The sequence below is a fragment of the Catonella sp. genome (assembly GCF_057250765.1).
In genome coordinates, this window is the sequence record NZ_DBHIEC010000001.1 from 1 (window position 1) to 14665 (window position 14665).

Here is a 14665-nt window from a genome sequence, read left to right on the forward strand (position 1 = left end):
TCTTTACTAACACCAACAATCTCTCTTTTATCATTTACACCAAGTAAAATATGTCCGCCATTTCTATTGTTGAAAGAGCATACTGTATCAAAGACATCTTTGGTTAAAGCATTTTTTGATTCTTTAAATTCGACATCTATCTTTTCTCCGACTTGAATTAACTTCTTTATTTCATCTATCGTCATATAGTCATTTCACCACCTTTACTTCTTAATGTTTTCTTCGATAAAAACATTGGAATTTTGAATTTCAACTCTATCTCTATTAACTACAAAAGATTATAGCACTTTTAAGATATTTTTTCTACTCTGAAATTAGTCCCTACTTACTTGCTATATGTCATAACAGCCTCTTTTATCTCATTTTCAATATCTCAAGAAAGAATCCTGCTTCGCAGGATTCACCGCCTGTGGCGGGTTGCAGCCGCGACATCTATTCATCCGCCGCAGTGCGATTCCTCGGAGAGATTTTTATGTGACAGGTAATTTCGGATAAATTTCCTGTCACATGAGCAAAAAACCTCTGACAAGTCACTTTCTGACTTTCCAGAGGTTTTTACTATATGAATGTACAATATCAATGACATCCTGTTATTTAGATATACCAAAGCTCATCTCAAAGAATATAAAAGCTATGGTAATCCTATTTTTTACAAACACAGCGATTACAACAATACATACTTAGCTACAAAGAGCACTGCAAGTATATACATAAGAGGTGTAATCTTCTTAGCTCTTCCGCCAACAAGGTTAAGTACTACATATGAGATAACGCCGAAAGCGATACCTTCTGAGATAGAGTACATAAATGGCATAGCGAAGATGCAGATATAAGCAGGAACCGCCTCAAGGAGGTCTGAATTCCAGTCAATCTTTGTTACCTGCTGAAGCATAAGGAAACCAACCACTATAAGGGCAGGCGCTGTAGCAAATGAAGGTATTGCAAGGAATACAGGTGAGAAGAAAAGTGCTACTAAGAAAAGAAGTCCTGACACTATAGATGTAAGACCTGTTCTTCCCCCCTCTGAAATACCTGATGATGATTCTACAAACGTAGTAATAGTAGAAGTACCAAGTACTGCCCCAACTATAGTTCCGATTGAGTCTGCAAGCAAAGCTCCCTTTATTCCCTTGAGCTCACCCTTTTCATCGAGCATATTCGCCTTAGAAGCACAGCCTATAAGTGTTCCAAGGGTATCAAATACATCTACGAAAAGGAAGGCAAACATAACTACGAAGAAGTCTGCTGTCTTTATAAATGAAAAATCAAGCTGTCCAAAGGTAGGTGCAAGTGATGCAGGCATAGCAAATACCCCTGATGGGAACAGGCTATAGTATCCTGCCTCAGGATTAGGTACATAGATGCCTACGGCCTGAAGAATCATACCTACTACCCAGAGCACTACCATTCCGATAAGAATGGAGCCCTTTACATTCTTAAATAAAAGATAGGTCATAAGTAAGATGCCACAAAGCGCCAGAATAACTGAGATTCCTGCTGAGTTAAATGTACCGTCTGCTATTGAGCCCTTGAAAGAAAAGAGGGTTACAAGAGTAGCACCGTCAACTACTATCTTAGAGTTCTGAAGGCCTATAAAACATATGAACAAACCAATACCTACAGACACAGCTACCTTGAGCGTATTCGGTATTGCATTGAATATAGCTTCACGAACATTGGTTAGCGAAAGCACCACAAATACGAGGCCTTCAACAAATACTGCTGTCAAAGCCTGCTGCCAGGTATATCCCATACCCAAAACTACTGAATACGCAAAATAGGCATTCAGTCCCATTCCTGCTGAAAGAACAAAAGGAAGATTGGCAAATAAGGCCATACAAAACGATGCAATTGCAGAAGCAAGCGCTGTCGCTGTAAAGACCGCTCCCTGATCCATTCCCGCCTTACCAAGTACATTTGGGTTTACGGCGAGAATGTACGCCATTGTCATAAAGGTTGTAATACCTGCCATAGTCTCAACCTTAACACTGGTTCCTCTTTCCCTCAATTTGAAAAACTCTTCCATCTTAGCCTCCTTGTTTTGTTAGATATAAATATGGGCTGGTAGTTTGGCAATTAAAACAGACACCATATTCAGATAATACGACAAGGTATAATATAACACAATAAAAAGGGGCATGCAAACCCCTTTTTATATCTTTTACTAATATAACTTATCGAACGACACCCGGTATGTCCCCACACTTCTCCACTATATGCGTAGCCCCATGCCTCTCAAACTCTTCTCTATTGCCGTAGCCATACATCACCGCAATAGAGTCAACACCGTTCTTATTAGCAGCCTCTATATCAAACTTCCTATCACCTATCATAACCGCAGACTTAGGATCGGTAATTCCATTCTTTTCAAAGGCCCGCTTAATCATCACATCCTTGTGCACAGTCTTTTCCTCGTGAGATGGCCCGGTAAGATTTACAAAATACTTATCCAGTCCATGCTTTTTTATTATCTTCTCAGCTATAGGAGCAGGCTTGGAGGTAACTACCATCATAGTATGTCCCTTATCCTTAAGCTCATCAAGCATATCCTTGACCCCTTCATACAACGGTGCAATAAGATACCCTGCTGACTCATAGTGCTCTCTATATATCGCTATAGCCCTGTCAGCCTCCTCAGGATTCATTCCACAGAACTTGGTAAATGAGTCAAAAAGCGGTGGTCCTATAAACTTCCTGTATTCCTCCTCAGAAAGCTGTTCCCAGCCCATAGTACTAAGAGCGTGTTTTGCAGAGGCTACTATACCGTCACCTGATTCTACTAAGGTTCCATCCAAATCAAACATCAAATATTTATACATCTTTTCTCCTTTTAATGTCTACCTCGTTACCATTTTCATCAACTACTTTTATGTTCTCAAGCTGACTCCTAATATTGCCCTTTATGGCTGCAACATAGTCCTCCCTAAGCTTCTTCTGCTCAGCCTTTTCTTCATCGCTGAGTCCTTCTGCCTTAGACTTGTTGTAGAGTTCATTTATTCTTTTAATATCATTCTCTGTTATTCCCATTTTTACTCCTTAAAAATTGTTCTATATAAACCAAAAGCACTGCTATATCAGATGGAGATACGCCCGATATACGGCTCGCCTGACCTACTGAGAGCGGTCTTATTTCGGCAAGCTTCTGCCTGGCTTCTAACCTGATATTGTCTATATTCTCATACTCTATATCCTCAGGAATGAGGCGTTTTTCCATCTTCTTAAACTGTTCAACCTGTCTGTTCTCTCTCTCAATATAGCCCTCATACTTTATATTGATATTTACCTGTTCCCCTACTGCCTCTGAAAGCTCAGGCCTTTCATCATCGATTGCAGCCAGAATCTCGTAGCTTAGCTCAGGCCTCTTTATCAGGTCTGCAAGGGTAACTGCACCAAGAAGAGGCGTACTTCCGTTTTCTGTAAGGAAATCATTTACCTCTTTCTTTCCACCTATGGTTTTTGACTTCAGACGCTTTATTTCCTCTTCAATCTGAGCCTCTTTCTGTAGGAGGCTCTCATATCTTTCCTTTGAAATAAGCCCTACCTCGTAGCCTATTTTAGTAAGTCTTAGGTCAGCATTGTCCTGCCTTAGAAGCAATCTGTACTCAGCTCTTGAAGTCATCATCCTATAAGGCTCTTTGGTGTGCTTGGTCACCAAATCATCGATAAGCACTCCGATATAGGCATCTGAACGCTTAAGTATAAGCGGTTCCTTGCCATCAAGCTTTCTCACCGCATTGATACCTGCGATAAGTCCCTGAGCCGCAGCCTCCTCATAGCCCGAGCTTCCGTTAAACTGCCCTGCCGCATACAATCCCTCCGCCACCTTTGTCTCAAGACTTTCCTTCAGGGTGGTTGCATCTACGCAGTCATACTCTATTGCATAGGCATTTCTAACTATGTGAACATTCTCAAGTCCCGGGATTGTCCTGTACATAGCTACCTGTACATCCTCCGGCATAGATGAGCTCATACCGTCAACATACATTTCATTGGTGTACTCGCCCTCAGGCTCTACAAATATCTGGTGCCTCTCTTTATCGGCAAATCTCATTACCTTGTCCTCTATGGACGGACAGTATCTTGGACCTACTCCCTCTATTACACCACCGTAAAGGGGTGAACGCTCGATATTCTCCCTTATTATCCTATGAGTCTCTTCATTGGTATAGGTTAGATGACAGGGAATCTGCACCCTGCTTATATCTTTTCCTTCGTTTAAAAATGAAAATGGAACTACCTTTTCATCTCCATTTTGCACTTCCATTTTGGAGAAATCTATAGTTCGCTTGTCTACTCTGGCAGGAGTACCAGTCTTAAATCTCCTTAACTTCATACCCAAGCTAAGCAGGGAATCCGTCAAATGTGTAGAGGCTGACAGTCCGTTAGGTCCTGTGTATTCACTCACATCTCCGTATATGCAGCGGGCCTTTAGGTAAGTTCCCGTACAGAGAATAACTGCCTTAGCAGTATACACCGCACCTGAATACGTCTTAACACCTGTTACCCTACCCTCTTCAACCAGAATCTCAGCCACCTCAGCCTGTTTTATGGTAAGGTTTGGTGTATTTTCCATTACCTTACGCATTTCAAGGGAATAAGCCTGTTTGTCAGCCTGTGCCCTAAGGCTGTGAACCGCAGGACCTTTTGACTTATTAAGCATCTTGGACTGGATATAGGTCTTGTCTATATTTTTACCCATTTCTCCACCGAGAGCATCTACTTCTTTTACCAAATGCCCCTTGGAAGTGCCTCCTATATTGGGGTTACAGGGCATGAGGGCTATACTGTCTACGCTTACGGTAAAGACAAGCACCCTTTTACCAAGCCTTGCTGCCGCCAGTGCCGCCTCACATCCCGCATGTCCCGCTCCTATTACTATTATTTCAAAGTCATTACAAATCATATTATCCTCAAATCTATGCAGTGTATATACTTATTCAAGTTCTCCCAGCTCTTCCAAGGACTTCATAATAAATTTCCCTGCTTCTGCTTCTGCCATGGACTTGTCTAGCACGGTAAGGTACTCTGCATTTCTCTTAGCTTTCATTATATTATTATATTCTGGCTCTGACATCGAAGTTTCATTCTGGTTATTTTTTCCCGAAACAAGTATATTAAGCTTCATTAAGTGCATCTCCTATTACATCATCAAAGCTTTCATAGCGCCTGTATTTTGTTTTATCCTTCATATTCAGGTATTCATCTAGTGCAGCTTTAGTCTCTGCATTTGGCCTAATTCTTTTTATCTCAAACGGAATACCTTCATAGCTTACAGCACTTTTAAGAAACATCGTAATAGCTGATGACATATTCAATCCCAGTTCATTAAACAACTTTTCGGCGTCCTTTTTCAGCGATGCATCAACTCGAACATTAATATTCGTTGTTGCCATACTACTCTCCTTTCCAGCAAGCAGAATTATTATATATGAAATTTGCAAACAATGTCAACACTCTGCAAAACCACTTGATTGTCACCTCCCCTGCTATAAAAAATAAGGGGCAAGGCCTCCATACAACTCGGAAACCCTGCCCCAACTATTATGTTAGTCCATATTATCTTGTTTCTTCTTTACTTCTTCCTTAACTCCTCAATCTTCTTCTCAATCTCAGCAATCTTAGTAAGTCCCTCTTTGATTACCTTGCTCTCATCCTCAGTAAAGTCAGCCTTTGCAGCCTCGAACTGCTCCTGTAGGAACTCTGCATACGGCTTTGAAGCATTCTTCTCAGCTTCATCCTTCTTTATTTTAGAAAAGAGCTTATTCCAAGTGTCCGAATTCTCAGCAAATATCTTATTCTCTTCTTCATAAAGTGCTGCGGCAGGATCTGCAGCAGCTGTGTTCTCGTCTGATGTAACCTTTGCTGTAACGCCGTTTCCTGCCTTTATCTCCTCTATTACCTTAAGTATCTCTGCCTGTTTCTTCTCATCCTCAATTGCGCCTACGATAGGGTCGCCGATTATATTGCCCTGCTTGTCCACTATAACAGTCGTTGGGAAAGTAAATATAGTCCTCACATACTCGTGGTCATTAGGAAGAATTAGATTCCTATAGGTTACTCCCTGCTTAGAAAGGATGTCCTTCGCCTCCGCAAGCCCTTTTTCATCACTTGCTGTACCTGCATTGATACCTACAAGCTCAGCCCCCTGTTCTTTTAGCTTCTTGCTAAATTTTTCAAGTGCAGGCATCTCATTTACACAGGCAGAGCAGCCATTGAACCAGAAGTTGACAAGGGTCGCCTCGTTCTTACTAAAAAGGCTTTCGTCTACATCATTGCCGTCAAAGTCCTTACCCTTAAAGCTCGGGAATTTTTCAGCAGTCATGGTCTTGCTTCCTTGGGTCATATTGCTGCCTGAAGCGTTAGCGTTACCGCCGCCCTTATTTCCACAGGCTGTCACAGATGCAGCAAGCATAGCTGCTACTAAAAATACAGGAATAATCTTCTTAATTGTCTTTTTTGTTTTCATCATTCTTCTCCTTAGTTCACATTTTTTACTGCTTTATTCTTATTAAGCTCACGCGCTCTTTCGAGAATCTTCATCTTCTCAGGTCCCCAATTCACGCTGATAGCCTTGGTAGGACAGACCTTTACACATTCACCGCAACGGATACATTCCATATGGGCATCATTCTTTGTGATATCCACATCCATCTTACAGGTTCTTGCACATTTTCCACAGGATACGCACTTATTAAAGTCCACATTGTAGTGAAGGAGTGACACCTTGTTAAACAGAGCATAAAAGGCTCCAAGAGGGCATATCCACTTACAAAACGGACGATATACAAGCACACTTAGTACAATCACAAGGATGAGTATGCTAAGCTTCCATAGGAAGAGCTTGCCAAGCGTTGCTCTGATGGCAGGACTTGCTATTGACAGAGGAATGCCTCCTTCAAGTATGCCCTGCGGACAGATGTACTTGCAAAAATACGGTGAAGATATCCCCGCTGCATTATTTAAGAATGTAGGAAGTATGATGACCGCAACAAGCAAAATGATGTATTTCAGATAAGTCAGTGCCTTTAGCTTCTTGGTACTAAACTTCTTTGACGGTATCTTGTGAAGCAAATCCTGAAACAGTCCAAATGGACAGAGGAAGCCACAGATAAATCTACCTAGCATAACACCGAAAAATATCATAATTCCCGTAATATAGTAAGTAAGGCTAAAATCCCTCGAGCCTACCACCGCCTGAAATGAGCCTATAGGACAGGCACCTGTTGCTCCCGGACAGGAGTAGCAGTTAAGTCCCGGCACACAGGCTATTTTCCCTTTGCCCTGATACAAGGTTCCCTTAAAAAAGTTAGGAAGATGAATATTAGTTAATAGGGTTGCTATTATCTGTACCATTGTCCTGCTTTTAAGGAAATCTTTAACAGAGCCCTTCTTTTTATTGTTAGTTACCTTCTTTTCCACCTTAGCTCCATCCTTTCTTACTATAATTAACCTATACCCACGCACTCAAGACATAGGTTGATTGCTTTGGTAAGTACAGTTTGAGCCTCTCCCCGGTATGCCCCAAATGCTATAAATGCTATCGAAACTACAAGTAAAGCCACCTGAGCCACTAACTTCTTTTTGTTAGTCTTAAATGTGAAATTCCCCATTTTATAAACCTCTTTCCTGTTATTAATTTGTGCAGTATCAAAACCATAAAAACCTGATTGCACCTGCGTTAGAATTTATTATTTCTGGCACCACATCACCTGTACTGGCACCAAAGAGAATACTTAGATTGCAAAAGGGGGAGAGCAAACAAGACTGGTCTCTTTGGTGCCGGTGCTACAAATGACGAAGCTAAGTATAACACAGCCTGTATAAAATTTCTGTTAAGAAAAAAAGTTATTTTTAATTTTTTACATACTTTTTTGTTCAGACCTCCTATGGCAGATTCCAAATCATTTCTTTATAATTAAAGTGAGTTAATTCTTCTTAATAGAAATTTTATTTCCCTTATGATATGATAAACAAAACTAAACTAATTGTAAAGGAAGTGACAACGTGAGACTGTTGGTTGTTGAAGATGAAAAGGCTCTTTGCGAGTCCATTGCAAAGGGACTTAGACTTGATGGCTATGAGGTAGATACAGCTTTTGACGGAGAGGAAGCCATGGAGATAATCTCTACCGATAGCTATGACCTTATTATCCTTGACTTAAATCTGCCGGGGATGGACGGCTTAGACATACTTAGAAATATGCGTGCTAGTGATAATGAGACAAATGTCCTCATCCTCTCTGCAAGAGGCGGGCTAAACGATAAAATAGAGGGGCTTGACAGCGGCGCAAACGACTATTTATGTAAGCCCTTTCACTTTGAAGAGCTTGAGGCAAGGGTTAGGAGCCTTACAAGAAGACGAACCGTTCAAAACAATATAGTGCTTGAATGTGGTGAAATATCATTAAATACTAAGACTCGTACTGCCTTTGCAAAAAGCTTAGAACTGACACTTACCAGAAAAGAGCTTGCCATCCTTGAATACCTTATACTGCACCAGGGGCGCCCTGTAAGTCAGGAGGAGCTTATAGAGCATGTATGGGATAGCAGTGTGGATAGCTTCAGTAACTCAATCAGGGTTCACATCAGTGCACTTAGAAAGAAGATAAGAACAGCCCTCGGATACGACCCTATTACCAATAGAGTAGGCCAAGGCTATGTGATAGGAGGAGGCGGAGAATGAAGAAGCATCTGTCTCTCAGGTGGAAGCTTACCCTTATGACAGCCTTTATGGTAGTTACCGCCTGCCTTGCTATCAGCTTTTTTATAAGCCGTTCTGCCATACTTTATATGGATGAAATCGGCAATTCAGCTATAGCCATACTCCCTAATACCGATATCCCTACAACTAATTCTGACGAGATTAAGGTGGTCCTTAACCCTAAGTCCGTAGTTGCAGATACAGTTAAAAACACGCAGATTGAATTCTGGATAAAAAGTCTTGCAATTACACTAATTATAACCCTTACAGTAAGCTTTCTTATGTATCTCATAGTGGGCTATGCACTTTATCCTCTAAGGGAGCTTACCTCACAGATAGAGGATATTCAGGCAAAGAACCTAAAAGAACCCATACTGTCGAAAAGTAATTCTACAGAGATAGAAAGGCTTACGCTTGCCTTTAACAGACTTCTCCTCAGGCTTGAGGAGACCTTTGCCACCCAAAGACAGTTCTCTGCAAATGCCGCTCACGAGCTTAGAACCCCGCTTACGGTAATGAGTACCAAGTTTGAGGTCTTTGAAAAAAATAAAAATCCCGATGAAGCAGACTATAAAGAAGCCATCAATATGGCAAGAAACCAGACTGACCGCCTCTCACACGTAATTGACATCCTGCTTGAAATGACTGAACTTCAGTCAGCTCCTAAAAGTGACAGCATCTCTCTTTCTGAGATTAGCGAAGAGGTCATCTGTGACCTGGTGGCTGTAGCTGATAAAAAGCATATAAGCCTTATTCAAGAGGACGGCGAGGCAAGGCTTACAGGCAGCGATACCCTTGTATACAGGGCAATTTACAATCTTATTGAAAATGCAATTAAGTACAACAAAGAAGGCGGTACGGTATCTGTAGCCATAGCTGAAGATGATAGCTTTGCAAAGGTGATTATTACAGACACGGGAAGCGGAATAGCAAAAGAAGACTGGGATAAAATCTTTGAGCCTTTTTTCAGAGTTGACAAATCCCGAAGCCGTTCTATGGGCGGAGCAGGACTGGGACTTGCCCTCGTAAAGGAAATCGCAGTAAGGCATGGCGGTGATGTAAGGGTTATAGAGAGTTCTGAAAGAGGAAGCAGTATAGAGCTTTCACTAAGTAAAAATAATAATTAGCTGTGGAAAATCACGTTAGTTCCCAAGTCAGTAAAAAGTAAGAGGATGCCACATCTATGATAAATATCTCTTACATCAATTCCAGCTTATAATCAGCTATGTGATGTAATTATTTTATCTGATGTGACATCCCCTTTTATCGCATATTAAACGATTATAGTTCAAAGGAAATACGTCCTTTTTCCGTCAAGTAAACAGTTAACTGTTCCATTCATGTATCATCCGTCTTTAGAAAGTAAATCTGGCTACCTCATCCTGAAGCTCAGTTGCTATATGTGCAAGATTTTCACTTGCGGCAGATATATCTCCTATAGACTGAACCTGAGTATCCACTGCTGCAGATGCCTCTTCACTTGTAGCCGCATTCTCTTCGGCAATGGCTGATAGATTTTCAACCATCTTAGTTACATTCTTATTCTCTTCGGCAATGGTCTTTGAAGATGTATTTATCTCTGCCACGATGTTCTTACTATTCTCAACCGCCTTTGATATTTCCTCAAACTTTTCGCTTGTTTCTGCTACTTTCTCACTTTGTTTTACAACCATTTCGTTGGACTGCTCCATCATGGTTACGGCAGATTCAGCCTTGGTCTTAAGCTCATCAATTACGGCTCTTATCTCAGCTGTAAAGCCGGCACTCTGCTCCGCAAGCTTCCTGATCTCATCAGCAACAACCGCAAAGCCCTTTCCTGCCTCACCTGCCCTTGCTGCTTCAATAGCTGCATTTAAGGCAAGGAGGTTGGTCTGGTCTGAGATAGACTGAATCATCTCGGAAGCATTGGATATCTTCTCTGTGGCTTCACTTGTCTCAAATATAACAGCGCTAACATTATCTGATATCTTACGGTTTTCATCTGTAAGTTCAACAAGGTCTTTAAGTGTTTCATTGCCGTCATTCTTACATCTGTCAATTGTATCTGTTGCCTCATCAAGCTCTTCCAACGTCTCCATCATACCATCAAGAAGCCTGTTGGCAGTCTCAACAGAGGTTGCCGCTGCCTGCGTATCTTCTGCCTGACTGGTTGCCCCGTCAGCTATGTTGGTAACTGCTGTAGCAACTTCTCCTGCTGCATCAGATGTAGCCTGTGTTGTAGCTGTCAGCTCCTCAGCTGTAGCCGCAGTATTTTGCGCATAAGAATTGATGTTTGAAACAATGCCTATAAGATTCTGATTAAGTTTTCTGAGGCTAAGTATCAGGCTTGCTATCTCATCTCCGCTCTTGTCGTACTTTGCATTTTCTGCTCTTTCTGCATCCAGATTGAGGTTATAGTCTGCAAGCTTAGCCAAAGCACTGCTTACAACCTTTAGAGGAAGGGATACCTTCCTTCTTAAAAGCATGAAAATGAGCACTGCTATGATAATTATTAATATCAAGTTTACAACCACACTGAGAATTGCACTATTTACGGCATCCTGTGTCATCTTCTTTACACTGATAACTGTTTCAAATACCCAATATTCATCCGTTCCCTCTATGGCAACAGGAATGTACATAATCAACGAATCCTTACCGGTGTAAGCTGATACACGCTCAACTTCAGATTCTTTATTCTGCTGAGCTGTATCTACATGTTGCTTTACTGTAGAATCAACTGAAGACTCTTTCAGTATTAAGCTTTCGTCCAATGAGTGCGCCACTGTTTTTCCCTCATTAGATAAAAGTGCGGTAAAATCATCCTCACTGTTGCTTGGATCTTCTGCCAGTTCTTTTGAAAGTTCTGTAACAAAGATATCTGCTGTTACAGCTCCAATTATTTTCCCATCCATCTTTATAGGTAAGCCGTAAGTAGTCATTATATTTTCACCCTCCTTATAAGGCTGGGTAATAACTGCTGTGCCGGCATCCATAATTTCATTATACCAGGTTGATTCCCTATAGGCATCAATCAATGTCTCTTTAACATTGCCATTCGCTTCCCTTAGGTAGTATGATTGGAAGAGTCCATCCTTGTTTTCAGGTGTTATATTCTGTGCATCTTTACCATCGAAGGCATTTGGCTCAAAAAATACTCCACATCCTCCAATATCCATATTACCTTCAAGCATGCTTTCAACTAAATTGGATATAAACACTCTCTTCCTCTGATCAACCGGTATATTCTTCATCATTGTAGATACTGCACCTTCTGTTGTCCTCGCTGAGTAATATGCAGATATAAATTTCTGCTCAAGCTGCTTAGCAAGCTTTCTGGTTTCTTCATATTTATGATCTTTGTTTGTACTGATAGCCAAATTATAGCTTCTTACCGTATCAAAAGCGGTCTTTGCTCCAAGAGTGATAATGAGCAAAATCGAAATGATAATGCTTATCCTCATGCCTACGCTTTTGACCTTGGCATTTCCGTCCTTTGCAAAATTATGTTTCATTTTCATGGTTTGCCCCTCCATAGTTAAACATGATTATTGTCGTTTTTTTACCATGATTAATATCGGATGATTAATTAAAAAAATTAATGTGAGTTATTAATTTAACAAAACAATCTAATTACAAAAGCCTTTACTTGCCAAAAAAGGCCTTTTAATCTACAAAGTATATTAAAAGACCTTTTAGTCGTGTATTTATTTTTAGAACGTAAATCTAGCTACTTCATCCTGAAGCTCAGTCGCTATATGTGCAAGATTTTCACTTGCTGCAGATATATCTCCTATAGACTGAACCTGAGTATCCACTGATGCAGATGCTTCTTCTGATGTAGCTGCATTCTCCTCAGCAATTGCTGAGAGGTTTTCAACCATCTTGGTTACATTCTGGTTCTCAGTCTCAATGGTCTTTGAAGATGAATTTATCTCTGCCACGATGTTCTTACTGTTCTCAACCGCCTTTGATATTTCCTCAAACTTTTCGCTTGTTTCTGCTACTTTCTCACTTTGTTTTACAACCATTTCGTTGGACTGCTCCATCATGGTTACGGCAGATTCAGCCTTGGTCTTAAGCTCATCAATTACGGCTCTTATCTCAGCTGTAAAGCCGGCACTCTGCTCCGCAAGCTTCCTGATCTCATCAGCAACAACCGCAAAGCCCTTTCCTGCCTCACCTGCCCTTGCCGCCTCAATGGCAGCATTAAGTGCGAGAAGGTTGGTCTGGTCTGAGATAGACTGAATCATCTCAGATGCATTTGATATCTTCACAGTTGCCTCGCTTGTCTCAGATATAACTGTACTAACCTTATCTGATATCTTTTGGTTCTCATCTGTTAGCTGTACAAGGTCTTTAAGAGTTTCATTTCCGTCATTCTTACATCTGTCAATTGTATCAGTAGCAGTACCCAGCTCTTCTAAGGTAACCATCATGCCGCTTAGGAGTCTGTTGGCAGTTTCTACAGAGGCAGCGGCAGCCTGTGTGTCTTCTGCCTGGCTGGTTGCACCATCAGCTATGTTGGTAACTGCTGTAGCAACTTCTCCTGCTGCGTCTGATGTAGACTGAGCCGTAGCTGTAAGCTCCTCAGCAGTAGCAGCGGTATTTTGCGCATGTGAATTAATATTTGATACTATACTAATAAGGTTCTGGTTAAGCTTCCTAAGACTTAGTATAAGTCCTGCTATCTCATTACCACTCTTGTCATACTTAGCATTCTCTGCTCTCTCTGCATCCAGATTGAGGTTATAGTCAGCCAGCTTACCAAGTGCACTGCTAACCACCTTAAGAGGCAGAGAAACCATCCTTCTTAAGAGAATCATTATAACAAGTGCAATCACTATAATAAGCACTATGTTGATAATCACACTAAGTACAGCTGTGTTAACTGCGTCTGCTGTCATTGTGCTCATACTGATAACAGATTCAAATACCCAGTATTCTGAAGTTCCTTCTACAGCTACCGGAACATATATAATCAAAGAATTTTTCCCTGTAGTTACGGAAACTTTCTCAAGCTCGGATTCCTTATTCTGCTGTGCATTTTCAATCCTTGACTTAACCTCAGGATCATCGGTTATATCTTTAAGTATAAGGCTATCATCCAAGGAATGCGCAGTCACAAGTCCCTCATCAGATACAAGAACAGTAAAATTGTCCTCACTGTTGTTAGGGTCTTCTGCAAGCTCCTTAGACAGTTCGGTCACATAGATGTCTGCTGCAACTGCTCCGATTAGCTTTCCATCCTCGGTTATAGGTATTCCGTATGTAGTTACTATATTGTCTCCATCCTTAAAAGGCTGTGTAATAAGTGCTTTACCCGTTTTCATTATCTCGGTGTACCAGCTTGAATTCCTGTAGCCCTTTATTTTGCTTTCCTTAAAGCTTCCTCCTGCGTCCCTGCTAAAATAAGACTGCATAAGTCCTTCTTCATTGTCAGAAGTCTTATTCTGCGCATCCTTTCCATCAAAAGCATCAGGCTCAAAGAACACTCCAAGTCCACCTATATCTGCGTTGCTTGCGATGGTTTCTCCAACCATATCAGATATGATTTTTCTTTTTCTTTCTTCCGCAGTTGTGTTTTTCATCAATGCATCTACTGAATCCTCAATAGTTTTAGCAGTGTAGTAAACAGAGTTAAACCTCTGTTCAAGCTGCTTTCCTAGCTTCCTTGTACGTTCATACTGAAGCTCCTTGTTTGAACTTATGGCGGAGTTATAGCTTCTTGCCGCATCAATTGCTGTCTTTGCACCAAGTGTGATAATAAGTAAAATCGAAATAATAATGCTTATCGTCGTTCCTACGCTCTTCACCCTGGCGTTTCCGTTCTTCGCTACATTGTTCTTCATCTTCATGACTTTCCCTCCATGATTATTGTCGTTTATCTGACCACAATTTATATCGGATATTTCGTAAAAATAAATAATAGCATTAATAAAATTTTATAAAAAATTACAAAAAAGCCACAACTCATCATATTATG

14 protein-coding genes are annotated in these 14665 nt (G+C 40.9%); 2 read left to right on the top strand and 12 right to left on the bottom strand.

The genetic code is table 11. The features are described from left to right. From ACO6HM_RS00005 to ACO6HM_RS00050, 10 genes are all read right to left on the bottom strand, one after another. Positions 1-185: AlbA family DNA-binding domain-containing protein (locus ACO6HM_RS00005; protein WP_485389171.1), on the bottom strand; the 185-nt coding region annotated here is incomplete at its 3' end. Between the two features lie 479 nt (positions 186-664). After that, positions 665-2026 (bottom strand): NCS2 family permease, encoded by a 1362-nt coding sequence (locus tag ACO6HM_RS00010; protein WP_485389172.1) that lies wholly within the window; start codon positions 2024-2026, stop codon positions 665-667. Between the two features lie 148 nt (positions 2027-2174). Beyond that, a complete protein-coding gene (locus tag ACO6HM_RS00015; protein ID WP_485389173.1) occupies positions 2175-2819 on the bottom strand; it encodes an HAD hydrolase-like protein in 645 nt (214 codons plus the stop codon). Continuing rightward, positions 2812-3027 (bottom strand): DUF896 domain-containing protein, encoded by a 216-nt coding sequence (locus tag ACO6HM_RS00020; protein ID WP_485389174.1) that lies wholly within the window; start codon positions 3025-3027, stop codon positions 2812-2814. The genes ACO6HM_RS00015 and ACO6HM_RS00020 overlap by 8 nt, the downstream gene beginning before the upstream one ends. Further along, complete coding sequence (gene mnmG, locus ACO6HM_RS00025) at positions 3008-4903, bottom strand: tRNA uridine-5-carboxymethylaminomethyl(34) synthesis enzyme MnmG (protein WP_485389175.1); 1896 nt, start codon at positions 4901-4903, stop codon at positions 3008-3010. Before mnmG ends, ACO6HM_RS00020 begins: the two co-directional genes overlap by 20 nt. 30 nt (positions 4904-4933) lie before the next feature. After that, positions 4934-5125 (bottom strand): type II toxin-antitoxin system Phd/YefM family antitoxin, encoded by a 192-nt coding sequence (locus ACO6HM_RS00030; protein WP_485389176.1) that lies wholly within the window; start codon positions 5123-5125, stop codon positions 4934-4936. Then, the gene (locus ACO6HM_RS00035; protein ID WP_485389177.1) at positions 5115-5393 is read right to left on the bottom strand and encodes a type II toxin-antitoxin system RelB/DinJ family antitoxin; all 279 of its coding nucleotides are present in this window, start codon (positions 5391-5393) and stop codon (positions 5115-5117) included. The genes ACO6HM_RS00030 and ACO6HM_RS00035 overlap by 11 nt, the downstream gene beginning before the upstream one ends. A 179-nt stretch (positions 5394-5572) precedes the next feature. Next, positions 5573-6469 carry a TlpA family protein disulfide reductase gene (locus tag ACO6HM_RS00040; protein WP_485389178.1) on the bottom strand — a complete coding sequence of 299 codons (897 nt, stop codon included), beginning with the start codon at positions 6467-6469 and terminating at the stop codon, positions 5573-5575. An 8-nt stretch (positions 6470-6477) separates the two neighbouring features. Next, positions 6478-7419 carry a 4Fe-4S binding protein gene (locus tag ACO6HM_RS00045; protein WP_485389179.1) on the bottom strand — a complete coding sequence of 314 codons (942 nt, stop codon included), beginning with the start codon at positions 7417-7419 and terminating at the stop codon, positions 6478-6480. Positions 7420-7445: 26 nt separating this feature from the next. After that, complete coding sequence (locus ACO6HM_RS00050) at positions 7446-7610, bottom strand: CD1871A family CXXC motif-containing protein (protein WP_208429460.1); 165 nt, start codon at positions 7608-7610, stop codon at positions 7446-7448. Between the two features lie 394 nt (positions 7611-8004). Here ACO6HM_RS00050 and ACO6HM_RS00055 point away from each other — a divergent pair, with 394 nt between their 5' ends. Next, the gene (locus ACO6HM_RS00055) at positions 8005-8682 is read left to right on the top strand and encodes a response regulator transcription factor (protein WP_485389180.1); all 678 of its coding nucleotides are present in this window, start codon (positions 8005-8007) and stop codon (positions 8680-8682) included. Then, positions 8679-9827 carry a sensor histidine kinase gene (locus ACO6HM_RS00060; RefSeq protein ID WP_485389181.1) on the top strand — a complete coding sequence of 383 codons (1149 nt, stop codon included), beginning with the start codon at positions 8679-8681 and terminating at the stop codon, positions 9825-9827. The genes ACO6HM_RS00055 and ACO6HM_RS00060 overlap by 4 nt, the downstream gene beginning before the upstream one ends. A 228-nt stretch (positions 9828-10055) precedes the next feature. On the opposite strand, the gene ACO6HM_RS00065 is transcribed toward ACO6HM_RS00060, so the two are convergent. Both ACO6HM_RS00065 and ACO6HM_RS00070 read right to left on the bottom strand, forming a co-directional pair. Beyond that, the gene (locus ACO6HM_RS00065; protein ID WP_485389182.1) at positions 10056-12200 is read right to left on the bottom strand and encodes a methyl-accepting chemotaxis protein; all 2145 of its coding nucleotides are present in this window, start codon (positions 12198-12200) and stop codon (positions 10056-10058) included. A gap of 192 nt (positions 12201-12392) precedes the next feature. Next, positions 12393-14537: a methyl-accepting chemotaxis protein gene (locus ACO6HM_RS00070; protein ID WP_485389183.1), complete on the bottom strand. Its 2145-nt coding sequence runs from the start codon at positions 14535-14537 to the stop codon at positions 12393-12395. Between the last annotated feature and the right edge of the window lie 128 nt (positions 14538-14665).